General features: G+C 57.8%; 15 protein-coding genes and 1 pseudogene. 4 read left to right on the top strand and 12 right to left on the bottom strand.

All coding sequences use genetic code 11. The features are described 5' to 3' along the window. The 3 genes and pseudogenes from ligA to IQ254_RS33835 form a co-directional block, all read left to right on the top strand. On the top strand, positions 1-1,351 hold a 1,351-nt coding region (gene ligA, locus IQ254_RS22890; protein WP_193968466.1), incomplete at its 5' end, for an NAD-dependent DNA ligase LigA. A gap of 404 nt (positions 1,352-1,755) precedes the next feature. Continuing rightward, a complete protein-coding gene (locus tag IQ254_RS22885; RefSeq protein WP_228041009.1) occupies positions 1,756-3,078 on the top strand; it encodes an EAL domain-containing protein in 1,323 nt (440 codons plus the stop codon). Between the two features lie 215 nt (positions 3,079-3,293). Beyond that, positions 3,294-3,386, top strand: a pseudogene (locus IQ254_RS33835) (flavodoxin family protein); the annotation flags it as partial. Between the two features lie 54 nt (positions 3,387-3,440). On the opposite strand, the gene IQ254_RS22880 reads toward IQ254_RS33835, so the two are convergent. The 5 genes from IQ254_RS22880 to IQ254_RS22860 form a co-directional block, all read right to left on the bottom strand. Further along, the gene (locus IQ254_RS22880) at positions 3,441-4,640 is read right to left on the bottom strand and encodes an acetate kinase (protein ID WP_193968465.1); all 1,200 of its coding nucleotides are present in this window, start codon (positions 4,638-4,640) and stop codon (positions 3,441-3,443) included. Then, on the bottom strand, positions 4,637-4,927 hold the full coding sequence (locus tag IQ254_RS22875) for a hypothetical protein (RefSeq protein WP_193968464.1): 291 nt from the start codon (positions 4,925-4,927) through the stop codon (positions 4,637-4,639). Before IQ254_RS22875 ends, IQ254_RS22880 begins: the two co-directional genes overlap by 4 nt. Positions 4,928-5,037: 110 nt before the next feature. After that, positions 5,038-5,676, bottom strand: coding sequence for a histidine phosphatase family protein (locus tag IQ254_RS22870; protein ID WP_193968463.1), 639 nt, complete (start codon positions 5,674-5,676; stop codon positions 5,038-5,040). A gap of 91 nt (positions 5,677-5,767) precedes the next feature. Further along, positions 5,768-6,406: a histidine phosphatase family protein gene (locus IQ254_RS22865; RefSeq protein WP_193968462.1), complete on the bottom strand. Its 639-nt coding sequence runs from the start codon at positions 6,404-6,406 to the stop codon at positions 5,768-5,770. A gap of 47 nt (positions 6,407-6,453) precedes the next feature. Further along, positions 6,454-8,979: a glycogen/starch/alpha-glucan phosphorylase gene (locus tag IQ254_RS22860; RefSeq protein ID WP_193968461.1), complete on the bottom strand. Its 2,526-nt coding sequence runs from the start codon at positions 8,977-8,979 to the stop codon at positions 6,454-6,456. 259 nt (positions 8,980-9,238) lie between these two features. Here IQ254_RS22860 and IQ254_RS22855 point away from each other — a divergent pair, with 259 nt between their 5' ends. Then, positions 9,239-9,730, top strand: a complete 492-nt coding sequence (locus IQ254_RS22855; protein ID WP_193968460.1) for a hypothetical protein — start codon at positions 9,239-9,241, stop codon at positions 9,728-9,730. Positions 9,731-10,233: 503 nt separating this feature from the next. On the opposite strand, the gene tkt is transcribed toward IQ254_RS22855, so the two are convergent. The 7 genes from tkt to IQ254_RS22820 all read right to left on the bottom strand — a co-directional run bounded on the left by tkt (position 10,234) and on the right by IQ254_RS22820 (position 16,968). Then, positions 10,234-12,240, bottom strand: coding sequence for a transketolase (tkt, locus tag IQ254_RS22850; RefSeq protein WP_193968459.1), 2,007 nt, complete (start codon positions 12,238-12,240; stop codon positions 10,234-10,236). A gap of 224 nt (positions 12,241-12,464) precedes the next feature. Next, entirely contained in the window at positions 12,465-13,718 is a 1,254-nt protein-coding gene (gene fabF / locus IQ254_RS22845; protein ID WP_193968458.1) for a beta-ketoacyl-ACP synthase II, read from the bottom strand. Between the two features lie 171 nt (positions 13,719-13,889). After that, positions 13,890-14,132 (bottom strand): acyl carrier protein, encoded by a 243-nt coding sequence (gene acpP / locus IQ254_RS22840; protein WP_193968457.1) that lies wholly within the window; start codon positions 14,130-14,132, stop codon positions 13,890-13,892. 145 nt (positions 14,133-14,277) lie between these two features. Next, a complete protein-coding gene (locus IQ254_RS22835; RefSeq protein WP_193968456.1) occupies positions 14,278-14,874 on the bottom strand; it encodes a nucleoside triphosphate pyrophosphatase in 597 nt (198 codons plus the stop codon). Between the two features lie 73 nt (positions 14,875-14,947). Continuing rightward, positions 14,948-15,490 (bottom strand): photosystem II reaction center PsbP, encoded by a 543-nt coding sequence (gene psbP, locus IQ254_RS22830; RefSeq protein ID WP_193968455.1) that lies wholly within the window; start codon positions 15,488-15,490, stop codon positions 14,948-14,950. Between the two features lie 57 nt (positions 15,491-15,547). Continuing rightward, a complete protein-coding gene (locus IQ254_RS22825) occupies positions 15,548-16,321 on the bottom strand; it encodes a class I SAM-dependent methyltransferase (RefSeq protein ID WP_228041008.1) in 774 nt (257 codons plus the stop codon). 56 nt (positions 16,322-16,377) lie between these two features. Further along, a complete protein-coding gene (locus tag IQ254_RS22820) occupies positions 16,378-16,968 on the bottom strand; it encodes a DUF2854 domain-containing protein (RefSeq protein WP_193968467.1) in 591 nt (196 codons plus the stop codon). Between the last annotated feature and the right edge of the window lie 137 nt (positions 16,969-17,105).

Below are 17,105 nucleotides of genomic sequence, written 5' to 3'. Positions count from 1 at the left end.
GAGTGGGGGAGCGGGGGAGATTGAGAAGTTAGCTCTCCAGGTGCCTGCTACGCAGTGGGATGCTCTTCAACTCCTGCAATCCCTGGGCTTTCGGGTCAACCCCAATCGCCAGATCTGTCAGTCGGCGGCGGATGTGCAGGCCTACTACAACGAGTGGGCTACGAAGCGCGCCCAGCTCTCGTACCTGACCGATGGCGTAGTGGTCAAACTCAACGACTTTGTCCTCCAGCAGCAGCTGGGTTTCACCCAGAAGTTTCCCCGCTGGGCGGTGGCGCTGAAGTACCCGGCTGAAGAGGTGCCCACGGTGCTCGAAAATGTCAGCTTTCAGGTGGGTCGTACTGGGGCGGTGACCCCGGTGGCCGAGCTGCGTCCGGTGCAGTTGGCGGGTACCACCGTGGCCCGCGCTACGTTGCACAATGCCGATCGCCTGGCGGAACTCGATATTCATCGGGGCGACACCGTGATTGTGCGCAAGGCGGGGGAAATCATTCCTGAAGTGGTGCGGGTGCTGGCGGAACTGCGCCCCGAAGATGCGACTAACGTTACCATGCCGACCCGCTGTCCTGAATGCGATAGCCCTTTGGTCAAGCCCGAAGGCGAGGCGGTCACCCGCTGCATCAATAGCTCCTGCCCGGCGATCGTGCAGGGAGCGATCAGTCACTGGACCAGGCGCGATGCCCTCGATATTGAGGGACTGGGCGAGAAGTGGGTAAAGCAGCTGGTGGAGCAGGGGCTGGTGGAGTCTGTCGCCGATCTCTACAGCCTCACCGTGGAGAGTTTATTGCCGCTCGATCGCATGGGCCAGCAACTGGCCCAAAAGCTGGTAGATGCGATCGCCGCCTCTAAAGCCCGCCCCTGGGCCTCGGTGCTCTACGGCCTCGGTATTCGCCACGTGGGCACCGTCAATGCCAAGACTCTGGCCCAGCACTTCCTCACCGTGGAAGACTTATCCACCGCCAGCCCCGACGAAATTGCAACCGTCCACACCATCGGCCCTGAAATTGCTCAATCGGTGGCCCAGTGGTTTCAGGTGCCCGCCAACCAAACCCTGATCGCTCGCCTAGCTCAGGCGAAGCTACAGCTAGCCGCTACCCCAGAGGAGCAAGCCCAGGCCGCTGCCGCTGGCCCCCTGGCAGGCAAAACCCTGGTACTCACCGGCACCCTACCGACCCTGACGCGGCCCGAAGCCACTAAGCTCATTGAGGCGGCCGGGGGTAAAGTCACCAGCAGCGTTAGCAAAGCTACCGACTATCTAGTTGCAGGCGAAAAAGCCGGATCAAAGTTGACTAAAGCAGAGGGGCTGGGCGTCATCATTCTCAGCGAAGCCGAACTGCTGACACTCATAACCTGAGGTTTAGATTGACTAAAACACGACCGATCACGACTGAATCACTCAAGCGTTGAGCTTTCAAAATACAGCCATAAAACAGATGTATCTTATTCTTTGCTCACTCTTAATATAGCTATAGGGTAAGAGCTTGTAAGCTTTAAATATGCTCTACAGAAAATACAAAACGATAGCGCTGGCCCGTTCGCTCACGACAGCCCTGTAGCCAGCCTCGAGGCTGGGGCAATGAGCTAGCCTAGGCTACTGACGATTTGTAAACAACGCCCTACCCTCGGTGGCGACAGTGATGACTGATATCTGCTGCTACCTGGGCCAAGCAACCTAGCCCAGTCTGGCTAAAAAGTAGCCTTATCTACCCCAAAAATAGCCTAAACCATAGCTCAGCATACCGTTTGGAATCATGCTAAATGGCCGAAAAATCGATTTTCGACTCAATGACAACGCCTGACCAGGAAGCTTTCATACCCCACGTTCTCTTGTCAAAATCGAGTCTAGGCAATGGGTCAATCGATGATCTGGTCATCGATGCTCTGCGGGCCATTCGTCTATACCTGAATATGGAAGTCGCGTTTGTCTCTGAATTTGCCGATGGTCGCCGGCGATTTCGCTACATTGACTCAGATTTGGCAACGGTGTCGATCGCCGTAGGGGACTCAGACCCGCTTGAGCAGAGCTACTGCCAACGTATTGTCGATGGTCGATTTCCCCAAATCATTCAAGATGCGTCAGCCCTGCCCGATGCCCTGGCGTTACCAATCACGACCGCGTTACCGGTGGGCGCTCATATCAGCGTTCCGCTCCGCCTCGGCAATGGCCAGACCTACGGCACCTTTTGCTGCGTCAGCACCCGACCCGACTTTACCTTGAGCGATCGCGACCTGACCCTGATGCGCCTGTTTGCCGACTTTACCGCCCGGCAGATTAGCCGCCAGTTTGACGCCGACCAAACTCGCCGAGAGATGGTTCAGCAAATTGCATCGGTGCTAGAGGCCGCTGCGTTTACCCTGGTTTACCAGCCCATTGTCAATCTCGTAGACCGCAAAATCATTGGTTTCGAAGCGCTGACCCGGTTTTGGCCACGGCCCCTGCGCAGCCCCGATATCTGGTTTGCTGAGGCCGCTAAGGTAGGCCTCAGCGCAGAATTAGAGATGGCGGCGATCGCCAAAGCGCTGGATTGCCTCGACCATGTTCCTGAGGATATCTACCTGTCGATCAATGTTTCCCCCGAGAACGTTCTTAACGGGGCGGTTGACCAGGCCCTTCAGGGGGTGCCCCGCCACCGCATTGTGCTAGAGGTAACGGAGCATGTCGCCATTCCCGACTATGCGCAGTTTGGCGAACAGCTTACGGCGCTGCGCTGCGATCGCGGGCAGCCATCTCCAAGCTCAAGGACAGACAGGCCGGGGGTAGCCAGCGCCCATTCAGGCCTTCGCCTAGCCATAGACGACGCCGGGTCTGGCTACGCCAGTTTTCTCCACATCCTCCAGCTCAATCCAGACATTATCAAGCTCGATATCAGCCTCATCCGCGATCTCGATACCGACCCCACCCGCCGGGCGTTAACCGCCGCCCTGGTTGGGTTTGCCCAAGAAACCGATAGTCACATCGTGGCCGAGGGGGTAGAAACCCTGGCCGAGCTCAGGGCGCTGGAGCAGCTGCATGTCCACATTGCCCAGGGCCACCTGCTGGGTCGGCCGCTACCCCTGAACGAACTTGCGGCGCTGTTTTAACCAGGCAAATTCGCTCAGGGGTCGTGAAACCGATAGCAGAAAAAGTTATCCTGGCACTGGGCTGTTATACGAAATCCGATTTGGGAAACCCCGATTCATAATCAGGAACCTCGTAGGGGCATAGCATGCTATGCCCCTACGAACCGGGGGTATTCAGGCAGGATTTGGTATCAGACGGATGAACGGGATAGAGATAATTGACCCCAGATCCAAAAACGGTTCCACCCTAGGCCGATGCCGGGTGGCTAGGTGAGGTTGGCCCAGGCCCATCTTATTTAGATGCCGGGTCGGGTGGGCCAGAGAACGATACTCCCAGCCCCTCTTCGAGGGGGCAAAGGGAGCCAGAAAAGACTGTCGAAGCCCTAGCCGAGGGCTAGGCAGGCTTGCGCGATCGCCCATTCTTCCTGGGTGTGGATCACCAGCACCCTCACTGCCGAGTCCGCTGCTGCAATATCCTGGTCATCCTTGGTGCGACCCAGGTCATCCCTTAACCGCAGCCCCAGAAATTCAAAGCCTGCGCAAGCTCGCTGCCACACCAGGGAGCTGTTTTCGCCAATGCCACCAGTAAACACCACGGCATCCAGGCCGCCCAGACTGGCCATCATTGCTCCCATTTCCCGGCGTAGGCGGTGAATAAAAACATCCACCGCTAGCTTGGCCTGAGCATTCCCCTGATCCATCGCCTCAATCACCGATCGCATATCGTTCGACAGGCCCGACATGCCCTTCAGGCCCGATTCTTTATTCAGCAGCGTATCGAGCTGGTCGGCGCTATAGCCCCCCTGGCGGATCAGGTAAATGAGAATGCCGGGGTCTAAGCTGCCCGAACGGCTGCCCATCATCAGCCCGTCCAGGGGCGTAAACCCCATGGTGGTATCGACGCTGATGCCTCCTTTCACGGCGGCCAGGGAGCAGCCGTTGCCCAGGTGACAGGTCAGCAGCTTCAGGTCGGCAATGTTTTGCCCCACCATATCTGCCGCCCGCTGAGCCACGTACTGGTGGCTAATGCCGTGGAACCCATAGCGGCGAATGCCCTGCTCAACCCAGTCGTAGGGGCCAGGGTAGGTCGATGCGGCCTCGGGCATGCGGGCGTGGAAGGCGGTGTCGAACATCGCCACCTGGGGGGTATCGCCCAAGATACGTTCCATAGCCTCAATGCCCTGCAAGTTAGCGGGGTTGTGGGCCGGGGCCAGGGGAATCAGTCGCTGAATCGTGGCTTTTACTGCCTCCGTGACCCGCACGCTATCGACGTAGTCGCGCCCCCCGTGCACCACCCGATGGCCCACCGCATCGATTTCCGCCAGGCTGCCCAGCACCTGGGTTGGCCCCTCCACTAGGGTATTCACCATCGCCTCAATGCCTGCTGCCTTGTCGGTGATGGGCAGCACCTGCTGTACCGACTCCCCGCCGCCGCTGGCCGATAGCTCTACGCTACCCGCCTGGTGAGTCCAGTCGAGGGCAGCGCGCCATAGGGGGTTAGGGGCGTCAGAGTTGTCTTTAGCAAGGTCAAACAGACAGCTCTTGTGGCTGCTCGACCCGGCATTGAGTACCAGAATTTTCATGGGGTATCGCGAAACTCGGCAATCATTTCCTGGGTGTGGAACATGGTGTCGGCGATGGATACGGCATTGTTGAGCACGTGGTAGAACTCAATTTTGCGGCTCAGGTCTTGCAGCTCTTTGTGCAGGCGAATTTCGTCTTTGCCCTCCGTCGCTTCCAGCTGGCCCAGTAGGTCACCCCGGGCAATCTGGTAATACGACTGCATATCGCGACAAAACGAGTGCAGCTCCGTAACGGTCTTGATCGGGTTGTAGCCCTGGATGCCGAAAACAGGTTTTTTGTTGTCCATGATGGCCGGTAAATTTCCACTAGCGAAAGAATCGCCCTGATTTTAAGGGGAAATTCTAAATTTGAGAGCTACGCTGAATACCCTCTGAAAATCACTTTGCGATCTCAGCCCTAGGTTCCCGGCCTTGAGTCCAGCTCCTCGGGCAAGTGGGAGCGATCGCCGTGCTTGGCCAGCCTCGGGCCATGGTCGCCGAAGCGCACCAGGCTGACCGAGGCGACGGGCAGCTCGATGCGATCGCGGTACCGACCGCTATCGATACCCAACAGATTACAGAGAAGCAGGCGAATTGTAGTTTTGTGAGACACAATTAGCACGTTGCCGGAGCTGTGGTTGGCCTCAATTTCAGCGATTACCAGGGCGGCGCGGCTGGCCACCTGCACCCCGGTTTCGCCTCCGGTGGGCGGGTTCCAGGCGGGTTCGGTGAGCCAGCGAACGTAGTCTCCGCTGTAGCGGGTCTCTACCTCGTCGTGGGTCAACCCCTCCCACTCCCCAAAGAACATTTCCTTCAGCCCGTCGCGCTGCGCCATGGTCTGGCCCGTGGCCTGACAAAAAGGGGTGGCTGTTTCCACCGTGCGCCGCAGCGGGCTGGCATAGACGGCCTGCCAGGGCAGGCGTTGGTATTTGTCGGCAAAGGCCTGGGCCATGGCGGTACCCGAGGCGGTCAGCCCTGGGTTAGAAAAACCGCAGTAGGTGCCAGTCTGGCTCGATTCGGTTTCGCCGTGGCGGAGGAAATAGAGGTTAAGCGGCATGACGGATTAAAGGCGAGAAAACAGGTGTAGGGCAGTCTTGGCAGGCGCTACTTATCTATCGTCGGGTGCTACTCGATCGTTGGCATCCTCCCTAGGTACCCGGTCTCGATTCCAGTTCTGCGGGCAGGTGAGAGCGATCGCCGTGCTTCACCAGCATGGGGCCGTTGTTATCAAACCGCACCATACTGACCGAGGCGACGGGGAAACTGATGCGATTGCGGTACCGCCCCACATCCATCCCCATCAGGCTGCACAAAATAATTCGAATGGTGGCCTTGTGAGACACCACCAGCACATTGGCATCGGTGAAGTTGTCTTCGATTTCAGCCATCACCAGGGAGGCCCGACTGGCGATCTGCACCGAGCTTTCGCCCCCGGTGGGCGGGTTCCAGGCGGGTTCAGTGAGCCAGTACAGGTAGTCGTCGCTAAAGTGCTCTCGCACATACTCGGCGGTGAGCCCCTCCCAGGCTCCATAGTTGGTTTCCTTCAGCCCGTTGCGCAGTTGTACATTCACCCCCACCGCCTGGGCCAGGGGCATGGCCGTCGCGATCGTGCGCTTCATCGGGCTGGAGAAGATCGCTTGCCAGGGCATCTGGCGATACTTGGCCGCAAAAGCCTCGGCCATGGCCACGCCTTCTGGGGTCAGCTCGGGGTCAAGCTCGCCACAGAAACTGCCGCTTTTGCTGTATTCGGTTTCGCCGTGGCGCAGGAGGTAGAGATTGAGGGCCATAGGGGTAGTTAGATGAAGGTACCGTGATAGTTAATTGAAATTAACTATCACGGTACCTTTAATCCTGCCTGGGTCTGGTCATACTCCATCATCTCCACCGGCACGGGGGTGACTTTCCAGATGTCGGTGCAGTAGTCGTTAATGGAGCGATCGCTCGAAAACTTGCCCATGCGTACGGCGTTGAGAATCGACATGCGCGACCAGTGTTCCTGGTCTTTGTAAGCAACACTGACCTGGTCTTGGGCGTCAATATAGGCCTGGTAGTCGGCCAGCAGCAGGTAGGGGTCGCTATAGAGCAGGTTGTTGGTAATGTCTTGGAACAGCTCACCATTGCCCTGGGCAAAGAAGCCGCAGTTGACCAGGTCGATCACGTCCTTTAGCTGAGGGTTGCTGTTGTAGTAATCTCGCGGGTTGTAGCCGCTGGCCTTGAGGGCCGTCACCTCGGCGGCGGTCAGGCCAAAGAGGAAAAAGTTTTCGTCACCCGCCAGCTCGCGGATTTCGACGTTGGCCCCGTCGAGGGTGCCGATGGTGAGCGCCCCGCTCATGGAAAATTTCATGTTGCCGGTACCCGAGGCTTCTTTACCGGCGGTGGAAATTTGCTCTGAGAGATCGGCGGCGGGGTACACTCGCTGGCCAAAGGTGACGTTGTAGTCGGGCAGGAAAACGACCTTGAGGCGATCGCCCACCGCCGGGTCATGATTGATCACATCGCCGACGGCGGTGATGAACTTAATCATCAGCTTGGCCATGTGGTAGCCAGGGGCCGCCTTGCCGCCAAAGATAAACGTGCGCGGGGTGATATCCAAACTGGGGTTTTGCCGCAGCCGTTCGTAGAGGGTGATGATGTGCAGCACGTTGAGGTGCTGACGCTTGTACTCGTGAATGCGCTTGACCTGCACGTCAAACAGCGAGTCGGGGTTGACGGTAATGCCCGTGCGGCTGCGGATATAGGTGGCCAGGTCTTGCTTAATGTCGTGCTTGATCTGCCGCCAGTGAGCGCGAAAGCTAGGGTCGTCGGCAAAGCCTTCGAGCTGCTGGAGTTCGTCGAGGTTATGGAGCCAGCCGTCGCCAATTTTTTCATGGTAGAGGGCGGCCAGACGGGGGTTGCTCAGGGCAATCCAGCGGCGGGGGGTAACCCCGTTGGTGACGTTACGAATTTTGCCGGGAAACAGCTGGTGAAAGTCCTTAAGGGTGGTCTGCTTGAGCAGCTCACTGTGCAGGGCGGCGACCCCGTTGATGGCGGAGCTGCCCAGGCTGGCCAGGTTGGCCATGCGCACGTAGCGCTCTCCAGACTCATCGATGAGCGACAGGCTGGCCAACTTAGCCGGGTCATTCATGGTCTGCACCCGCACCTGGTCCATAAACCGCTGGTTAATTTCAAAAATAATCTCCAAATGGCGGGGCAGCAGGCCACCAAATAGGGAAATTGGCCACTTTTCCAAGGCTTCGGGCAGCAGCGTATGGTTGGTGTAGGCAAAGGTGTTTTGGGTCACCTTCCAGGCTACCTCCCAGCCCATGCCGTGCTCGTCGATTAACAGACGCATGAGCTCGGCGACGCCCACGGCGGGGTGGGTGTCGTTGAGCTGGGCGGCAAACTTTTCGTGGAAGCTGTCGAGCTTGCGGCCCGAGGCCAGGTGAATGCGAATCATATCCTGCAGGGCGCAGGAGACAAAAAAGAACTGCTGCTCCAGACGCAGCTGCTTGCCCTCGAACAGCTCGTCGTTGGGGTAGAGCACCTTGGAGATATTCTCGGAGGTGACTTTGCCATCGACCGCGCCGTAGTAGTCGCCAGTGTTAAACGACTGGAAATCAAAGGATTCCACCGCCTCAGCCTTCCACAGGCGCAGGGTGTTGACGGTGTTGACCTTGTAGCCCGGAATCGGCGTGTCGTAGGGGATGCCCTTGATCTGCTTGGCCGGAATCCAGCGCTTGCGGTAGCGGCCATCGGAGTCGGTGTAGCCCTCGCTATAGCCGCCAAAGCCCACGGTGACGCTGGCCTCGGGGTGGGGAATTTCCCAGGGGTTGCCGTACTGCAGCCACTTGTCGGTAATTTCGACCTGCCAGCCGTCGCGAATTTCCTGGTCAAAGATACCGAACTCGTAGCGAATGCCGTAGCCAATGGCAGGAATTTCTAGACTGGCGAGGGATTCCATATAGCAGGCGGCGAGGCGACCCAGGCCACCGTTGCCCAGGCCGGGTTCTTCTTCCTGGGCGATTAGCTCGTCAAAATCGAGCCCCGATTCGGCAATCGCTTGCTTGACCGGCTCGGTGATGCCCAAATTGAGCAGGTTGCGACCCAGGTGCGGCCCCAGCAAAAACTCCGCCGACAGGTAGGTGACCACCCGCACCTCGGGTTTGAGGTAGGTGCGGGTGGAGCCCAGCCAGCGCTGCATCATGCGATCGCGCACTGTATAGGCCAGGGCCAGGTAAAAGTCGTTGGTGCTGGCCACCTCGGACCACTTGCCCTGGATATAGAACAGATTGTCGGCCAGTGCCCGGCGCAGGGTATCGACGCTCAGGCCAGTGCGATCGTCTTCGATATCTACCGTGGGGCAATTAGGGGGGATTGTCATAGGGTCCTCCTGAACAGGGGCAGACTGTGCGGGCGTGCTAATCTGCGATGCCTTTTTTCGCCACTGTAAAGGAAATAGGTTATGAATGGGTTCAGCCCCGGAAAGGTTTAAGGTTCAGAGTTATGGGGAGCTAGAGGGATTAGAGCGATTGCTATAGACCAATCGACAATCTGACCGATAGGCGGGATTACAGGGTGCCGTGGGTTGTTAGGTTTGCTGTGGGCCTGGTGCAGGTCTCGTGTTGTCTTTCTGATTGCTGATGAAAACTCGTTTTTTCTTACTGAGTATGGCTTTGGTAATGGCGGGTTGTGCGGGGCAAATCACTGCCGCAGATGAGCCGTCTTCTACTAATGTCGAGTCTGCCCAAGCCCAATGCCAACGGTTTGAAGCTGCCCTAACTGGCTTCAACGAGCGTTTCACAACCAAGGAAAATGATCGCGACAGTCAGCAGGAGCTGGTGGAAAATCTGGTTGCAGTTTTGAATAGGGAAATTCAGCAGTTAGAGGAACAGAGCTTTGCAGATACTACCCTCCAGGCGCTCTATCAGCAGGCTCTGGGTAGCATCATGGTCACTCGTGACTCTATGGTTGACTATCTGGAAGCGACTGAGCGAGGCGATCAGGCGGCAGCAGAGACAGCCCTTGGCAATGCGCAAGGGCTGGCTTACGGAACAGATGGAATATATGGATGGATTGAGCCATTTGCTCACTATTGCGGATACGAGACAGAACCGAATATTCACCAAAACTAAACTCCGGTTTTGCAAGAAGCCAGGCCAAGGGAATCGCTCGAAGCAGAGTCCCAATGGCACTGACAAGTGCCTTTGGCAACCGCAACATCAAATGAGTCATGGGCACAATGGCTGAGCTCCCTCGCTGGACAAAATCCCATTGTTAAGGGGGCCTAGTTGGCAGTTGTCGGGAGCACAGCGTTAATTCGGGGTTCAAGCTCAGACTCGGGATCGCTCATACTAGATGGTAGATCCTTCCCACCCCTAATCCCAACCCTAACCCCTCCCAGGCGGGGAAGGCTAGCCTGATTCTAAACGAGGGCGGCTTAACCCGAATTCAGGTTAAATAGGTAATTGCTAGAGTGATTGCCCTGTAAGCCTTATAGCGTCGTTGCTAAAACTGTCCGGACTGTTGCCTTCTAGAGTGAGGAGGATAGGCAGTATGGCAGACTTAAATAACCTAAACACAGAGTGGGGCGATCGCCCCACTCTGTGTACCAACTAACCTAAACGACTAGAGCTGATTAGCCCAACAGCGCCTTGGCTTTGCTCACCACATTGTCGACGGTGAAGCCAAACTTCTCCATCACCAGGCCACCGGGGGCGGAGGCGCCAAAGCGATCAACGCTGACGACATCGCCTTCGGCACCGACATAGCGACACCAGCCCATGGCAATACCAGCTTCCACGGCCAGACGCTTGGTCACAGCCTTAGGCAGCACCGACTCCTGGTAGGCGGCATCCTGGGCATCAAACAGTTCCCAGGAGGGCATTGAAACCACCCGCACCTGGGTACCTGCGGCCCGCAGTTCCTCAGCAGCCTTGACGCACAGACTGACCTCACTGCCGGTACCGATCATAATCAAGTCGGGGGTGCCGTCGCAGTCGTCGACGGTGTAGGCCCCCCTAGCCACGCCTTCAATAGAAGACCCGGGCAAGTTGGGCAGTCCCTGGCGACTAAAAGCCATCAGCGTCGGTGTCTTGCGGTGCTCTACGGCTACCTTGTAGGCACCAGACGTTTCGGTGCCGTCAGCCGGACGAATGACGATCAGATTGGGGATGGCCCGCAGGGAGGCAATGGTTTCCACCGGTTGGTGGGTGGGGCCATCTTCGCCCAGACCAATGGAGTCGTGGGTCATCACATAGATCACCCCCGCCTGGGAGAGAGCCGACAGGCGAATCGCCGCCCGCATGTAGTCGGCAAAGACCAGGAAGGTAGCGCAGTAGGGAATCAGCCCCGAGTTGTGCAGGGCGATACCGTTACAGATGGCCCCCATGCCGTGCTCGCGGACGCCAAAGCGCAGGTTGCGGTTTTCGTAGGCCCCCTTCTGGAAGCTGCCCGAGATCTTCAGCTCGGTCAGGTTCGAGTGGGTGAGGTCAGCAGATCCACCGATCAGCTCAGGGATAGCCGGAGCCACGGCATTGAGGGTGATTTCGGAGTTTTTGCGGGTAGCCAGGGCCTTGTCTGCGGGAGTGTAGGTAGGCAGTGCATCGGCCCAGCCTTCGGGCAGCTTACCGGCCAGCATGCGCTCAAACTCAGCGGCCTCGGCAGCGTACTTAGTGCGGTAGGTGGCCAGGGTCTCTTCCCACTCAGCCTGGAGGCTAGCGCCGCGCTCTACCGCCTTACGCATATGGCTAAGGGCATCGGCGGGAGTTTCAAAGTCGCCGTAGCCCCAGCCTAGGTTCTCGCGGGTGAGCTTGATCTCGTCACCGCCCAGGGCCGCCCCGTGGATGCCAGCAGTATTTTGCCGGTTGGGTGAGCCATAGCCGATGGTGGTGGTGACCTTAATCAGGGAGGGCTTGTCGGTGACGGCCTTGGCGGTTTCAATGGCTTTGGCGATCGCATCCAAATCCGTATTACCGTTCTCGACGTGCTGTACGTGCCAGCCGTAGGCCTCAAACCGCTTACCTACATCCTCAGTAAAGGAAATGTCGGTAGACCCGTCGATGGAGATGTGGTTGTCGTCGTAGAGGGCAATCAGCTTGCCCAACCCCAGGTGACCGCCCAGGGAGCAGGCTTCCCCAGAGACCCCTTCCATATTGCAGCCGTCGCCTAAAATCGCATAGGTGTAATGGTCGACCAGGGTGCAGTCGGGTTTGTTGAACTTAGCGGCCAGGTGGGCTTCAGCCATGGCCAGACCGACCGCATTGGCGATGCCTTGGCCTAGCGGGCCGGTGGTGACTTCCACGCCCGGAGTTTCAAAATTTTCGGGGTGGCCGGGGGTGCGTGCATCCCACTGGCGAAACTGCTTGAGGTCGTCTAGGGTGACGCTGTCGTAGCCGGTGAGATATAGCAGGGCGTATTGCAACATGCAGCCGTGGCCCGCCGACAGCACAAAGCGATCGCGGTTAAACCACTGGGGGTTCTTGGGGTTAAACCGCATGAACTTGTCCCACAGCACGTAGGCCATGGGAGCCGCCCCCATGGGTAGACCAGGGTGGCCCGATTTGGCCTTTTCCACGGCATCAATCGCTAAGAAGCGAATGGAATTAATACAGAGCTCTTCCAGGGATTGGGTTGCAACAGCCATAGGTTCAACAGCTTAACGACGGTTTTTCGGAGCAGCAGCACAGGGATAGCCCGGAGGCTAATTCAGTCAACGGTCTCGTTTATGTAAGACCATGCCTTGCCTTTCAGCAGACCCCGCAACCAGACGAATGTCAATACCTCCAAGGTTGCGAGGCAAAAAGATTGGGTGCCTCAGGGCACGTTTTTGGGGCACGTATAAGTCATTATACCTATCAACCTGTAGCTCTAGCTACGGTATTTTCTAAACACCAGCGTTACGTTGTGGCCCCCAAAGCCAAAGGAGTTAGAAATCGCTACCTCAATGGGCATGGGGCGACTCTGGTTGGGAACATAGTCGAGATCGCAGTCGGGGTCAGGCTCGGTATGGTTGATCGTAGGGGGAGCAATATCGTTGGCAATGGCCAAGCAGGTGGCCACGCCCTCAATGCCCCCTGAGCCCCCCAGCAGGTGCCCAGTCATGGACTTGGTCGAACTCACGGCGACTCTGTAGGCGTCTTCTCCCAATGCCGTTTTAATTGCCTGGGTTTCGGTGGGGTCGTTGGCAGGGGTGCTGGTGCCGTGGGCATTGACGTAGCTGACATCGGCAGGCGATACCCTGGCATCTTTAAGGGCCATTTGAATGCAGCGGGCGGCACCCTTGCCACCGGGTACCGGCGCGGTCATGTGGTAAGCATCGCAGGTCATACCATAGCCGATAATCTCGCCATAGATGGTGGCTCCGCGGCTGAGGGCATGCTGTAGCTCTTCGAGAATGAGAATGCCGCAGCCTTCACCAATCACAAAACCATCGCGGCTTTTGTCAAAGGGGCGGCTGGCGGTAGCAGGGTCATCGTTGCGGGTAGACAGGGCCCGGGCAGAGGCAAAGCCCGCCACCCCCAGGGGCGTTACCGCCGCTTCAGTGCCGCCGCAGATCATGGCCTGGGCATAGCCGTTTTGAATTAGCCGAAAGGCATCGCCAATGGCGTTAGACCCAGCGGCACAGGCGGTTACCGCACAGGTACTGGGCCCCTTTGCGCCGGTATGAATAGCAGTCAGCCCCGCCGCCATATTGGCAATCATCATCGGGATCATGAAGGGGCTGCAACGGCTAGGCCCACGAGTGAGGTAGATTTCCTGCTGGTCTTCGAGTACCTTGAGCCCGCCAATGCCGGAGCCAATACAGGTGCCAATTTGCTCGGCATTGAGATCGGTAATGGTGAGTCCAGAATGGGCCAACGCCCGCTTACTGGCAATTACCGCAAACTGAGCAAACCGATCCATGCGCTTGACCTCTTTCTTGTCGAGAAAGTCGCCTGGGTCAAACCCCTTGACTTCTGCTGCAATCTGCGCCGCGTGTTGGGATGGGTCAAAGTGAGTAATGCGAGCAGTGCCGCTTCGCCCCGCCACCAGCCCCGCCCAGTATGCTTCCAGAGTATTGCCGATGGGGGTAATGGCATCCATGCCGGTTACTACAACACGCTTTGAGTCAGAGTTTGCCATGGCAATATTTCAGAAAAACCGAATCTAGGTCGAGATTATTGAGGAATAGAACACTATCAGTCACCCATCAAGGCTGGCCGTGGTAGCGGTAGGGACGAGGTCTAGACGGTAGCTTCGCCCCTATTCGGTAGTAGATAATCTACATGGAATCTACTGGCCCACTGGGCTGGCCTAGGCAGGCGCTTTGTCTTTGATGAAGTTGACGGCGTCTTGCACTGTGGCAATGCCTTCAGCCGCTTCATCGGGAATTTCAATGCCAAATTCTTCTTCAAGAGCCATAACTAACTCTACGGTGTCTAGCGAATCGGCACCTAGGTCATTGGCAAAGCTGGCTTCGGGTTTAACGTCGCCTTCTTCAACTCCCAGCTGATCGCTGACAATTTTTTTGACCTTTTCAAAAACCTCTGTGCTCATGGTTTTCCCACGCCTCGTTTAAGTAGTAATCGACAACACAAAACCTTATCATCCCGCGACCCCATCGAGACTAACTCCGATGTCAAGCCCCAGCATAAGGCCGCTCAGTTTTGAGCATTGCTCCAGTGTATCGGAAAAGGAACCCTCACCAAAACTCGGTGGCCCGGTAGCCCAACTGCTCTAGCATGGCGCGCAGCAGGGGCAGGCTCAAGCCAATGACGTTGCTGTGACAGCCTTCAATTTTCTCAATCATCAGCGCCCCTTTGCCGTCGCTGCAAAACGCTCCGGCGCAGGCCAGGGGCTCTCCCGTATCGACGTAGGCGGCAATGGTGGCGTCGTCAATATCACCAAAGTAAACGTAGGTGACGGCGCTGCGAACCAAGAGTTGGCCACTGGGGGCGATGAGGGCGTGGCCGGTATGAATCGCCCCCATTTTGCCTCGCATCAGCCGCCAGCGGGCGATCGCGTCGTTTTTGTCGGCGGGCTTACCATAGACCTTGCCATCAAAGGCCATCACCGAATCGCACCCCAGCACCAGCGCGCTGGGAAACCGGGGCGCTACCAACTCGGCCTTACAGCGGGCCAGGGTGGCGACATAGGTGGGCGGGTCAGTGATTGGAACCTGGTCTTCGTCAAAATTGCTGGGGCAAACAAAAGGATGAATGCCCGCCCCCACCAGGAGTAACCGGCGACCCTTAGAAGCTGAGGCAAGCACAAACTGCGGACGAGAGGAGGTGGCCATAGTCAGAAACTGGGTTTCTACTTGGATAAATCAGGACAATATGGGGTTGGGTTAAGACACCCAAATTTCTCAACTAGGAAACCTTAAAGGAGGCCACCGACTGTTTCATCATGTCCTTGACCTTCTCCCAGCGACCTTCGTCGGTGGAGGCGTTGAAGGTGTAGAGCTTGCCCCGGCGCACGATCGCACTGGCCAGGTTATGACGCTGACCAGCGGGTAGGTCGGCCAGGTATTCGAGAATGTAGTAAGTCTTGTCGTCAACGGTGCCAATGCGCTGGGCGCTGAGCAGATCAACGCTGCTCTCGTCGCCCGACAGGGCGCTAAAGCTCTTAGAGAGTTTATAGCCCACTTCGGTAGGGGTGCCCAGCTCATCGAGGCCTTTGCCCTCAGGCACTTCACTGATCACGACACTGACGTTTTCGGTCTCATGAATAATATCGTGGAAGACCACATCGGCGGCCCCGGGGACATTCACCTCAACCCAGCCAGTGGGGTACATAAACTCATAGCCCGAGTACTGGTCGGCGTAGGCCTGAAGCCCGCCACCGCTGCCCACACAGCTCTGGAGGGAGACGGCAAAAACAATCAAAAGCACTGTGGCCAGCCGCTTCAGCATGGGTGGATATCCCTAGGGTCAGTATCAATTGCGCTTTCATTGTCTCACAAGGCCTGCTCAGGCTGGTTTCTCAAAAAACAGCAGATGCTGCTCGGGTAGGCGATCGTCGGTTTTAACCCATTGCAGCCCGACGGCGGCCATTTCGCGCCGGGCCTGGGCGGCGCTCATTTTGTGCAAGCGCTTGATCAAAATCATGGGGTTTTCGGCCCGGTACTCGGCCAGCACCACCTGGCCGCCAGGCCTCAGCGCCGCTACAACGCCCGCCATGACCTCGCGGGGGTAGGCAAACTCGTGGTAGGCATCGACTATGAGGGCCAGGTCAATGGAGTTGGGCGGCAGGTTGGGGTTGTCGAGCTGCCCCAAAATCAGCTCTACATTGTCAATCCCCTTGGCTTCTAGTTCGCCCTCAAGCAGGGCCAGCATTTCGGGCTGAATGTCTACCGCCAGCACTTTGCCCTGGGGCACCAGAGGGGCGATGCGGCGGGCAAAGTAGCCGGTGCCAGCGCCAATGTCGGCCACCACGTCGGTGGGGCTGAGGTCGAGGGCGGCGATCGCCGCCTGGGGCCGCTCTTGCAGCAATCGACTGGGGCGATCGAGCCAGCCCGCCCCCTGATGGCCCATGGTCTGGGCAATCTCTCGACCCAGGTAGACTCGGCCTATGCCATCGGGGCTGGGGGCCATGCTCTGGTAGGCGGTGCTGATCTGGGCTAACGGGGTACCACAGGCCGTCAGACTCCACAGCAGGGCCATCAAGGCGAGGCAGCGCAGTGCAGCAGGTCTGCGGAGAAATGCGCGGCGGCGGTGGCTGGTGCTAAGCGCGGAACGAATCATGGTTGCTGGATGGGGGTGCGATCGCAGGGAAAGGTCAGCTAGACTCTCTAGCTTGCCTATGAGGCTTCTACAGGAACCGTCGCGGGCTCTAGCCGCGTAATCAGCGCCAGATTGACGCGCTCGTCTTCCGGCTGGCTGAGTTCGGCCCGTATACTAGGGCCAAAGAAGGTTTCAATTTTGGCTTTTTTCTCAACCCAAGTTGAGAAGGGCACCGCCGCCGAATCAAACTCCAGTACCAGGGCATAGCTGCCGTCGATTTCATCTTCGTGCAAGCCCCTCAGCTCCGGGCATTCCTGCCCAGAGGGGCTCAGCCCTAGTTTCTGTAGGGCCACGTCTAGGTGGGCCTCCTGGCCATAGCGGTAGCGGGTGACATCGAGCCGCACCTGATTTTGGGTCGGGGTGGCCTGCTCGTCACGCAGCTTGAGCACCTCGGGCTGGGTGGGCTGGCTGTAGGGGGCCGGCTCTAGCTCGGCGGCCCGCAGGGCCAGCCCCCCCAGCAACACCGGAATGCCGTAGAAAAAACCAACCAGATTGAGGGTGGAATTGTCTTGAAAGTAGGCGACAAAGCCAACGATGGTCAACACCCCGCCCACCGCCAGGAGCACCAGACTAAGATTGATTCGCCCCAGTTGAATTTGCCTCAGCATACGGCCCTCGGTTGGAAAGATCACTGTTAATTATCATGCCGTTTTGTGGCCAAGAAGGGTAGGCAAGGCAAGCAAGCCGGGAAGAAGAGAAGAAAAATTGCTTCAGGTATAGAAATCCCTGTCTCTTATACACAGCT

The sequence above is a fragment of the Nodosilinea sp. LEGE 07088 genome, assembly GCF_015207395.1.
Taxonomy (GTDB): Bacteria; Cyanobacteriota; Cyanobacteriia; order Phormidesmidales; family Phormidesmidaceae; genus Nodosilinea.
Note: the sequence above shows the minus strand (reverse complement) of the source record. Positions and strands in the feature narration are given on the sequence as shown.

What these genes read in the sequence shown, in the direction of transcription:
- IQ254_RS22885 (WP_228041009.1), top strand. Translation starts at nt 1,756, where the DNA reads ATGGCCGAAAAATCGATTTTCGACTCAATGACAACGCCTGACCAGGAA.
- IQ254_RS22875 (WP_193968464.1), bottom strand. Translation starts at nt 4,927, where the DNA reads ATGGACAACAAAAAACCTGTTTTCGGCATCCAGGGCTACAACCCGATC.
- IQ254_RS22835 (WP_193968456.1), bottom strand. Translation starts at nt 14,874, where the DNA reads ATGGCCACCTCCTCTCGTCCGCAGTTTGTGCTTGCCTCAGCTTCTAAG.
- IQ254_RS22860 (WP_193968461.1), bottom strand. Translation starts at nt 8,979, where the DNA reads ATGACAATCCCCCCTAATTGCCCCACGGTAGATATCGAAGACGATCGC.
- IQ254_RS22880 (WP_193968465.1), bottom strand. Translation starts at nt 4,640, where the DNA reads ATGAAAATTCTGGTACTCAATGCCGGGTCGAGCAGCCACAAGAGCTGT.
- IQ254_RS22865 (WP_193968462.1), bottom strand. Translation starts at nt 6,406, where the DNA reads ATGGCCCTCAATCTCTACCTCCTGCGCCACGGCGAAACCGAATACAGC.
- IQ254_RS22820 (WP_193968467.1), bottom strand. Translation starts at nt 16,968, where the DNA reads ATGCTGAGGCAAATTCAACTGGGGCGAATCAATCTTAGTCTGGTGCTC.
- IQ254_RS22825 (WP_228041008.1), bottom strand. Translation starts at nt 16,321, where the DNA reads ATGATTCGTTCCGCGCTTAGCACCAGCCACCGCCGCCGCGCATTTCTC.
- IQ254_RS22870 (WP_193968463.1), bottom strand. Translation starts at nt 5,676, where the DNA reads ATGCCGCTTAACCTCTATTTCCTCCGCCACGGCGAAACCGAATCGAGC.
- IQ254_RS22855 (WP_193968460.1), top strand. Translation starts at nt 9,239, where the DNA reads ATGAAAACTCGTTTTTTCTTACTGAGTATGGCTTTGGTAATGGCGGGT.
- acpP (WP_193968457.1), bottom strand. Translation starts at nt 14,132, where the DNA reads ATGAGCACAGAGGTTTTTGAAAAGGTCAAAAAAATTGTCAGCGATCAG.
- fabF (WP_193968458.1), bottom strand. Translation starts at nt 13,718, where the DNA reads ATGGCAAACTCTGACTCAAAGCGTGTTGTAGTAACCGGCATGGATGCC.
- tkt (WP_193968459.1), bottom strand. Translation starts at nt 12,240, where the DNA reads ATGGCTGTTGCAACCCAATCCCTGGAAGAGCTCTGTATTAATTCCATT.
- psbP (WP_193968455.1), bottom strand. Translation starts at nt 15,490, where the DNA reads ATGCTGAAGCGGCTGGCCACAGTGCTTTTGATTGTTTTTGCCGTCTCC.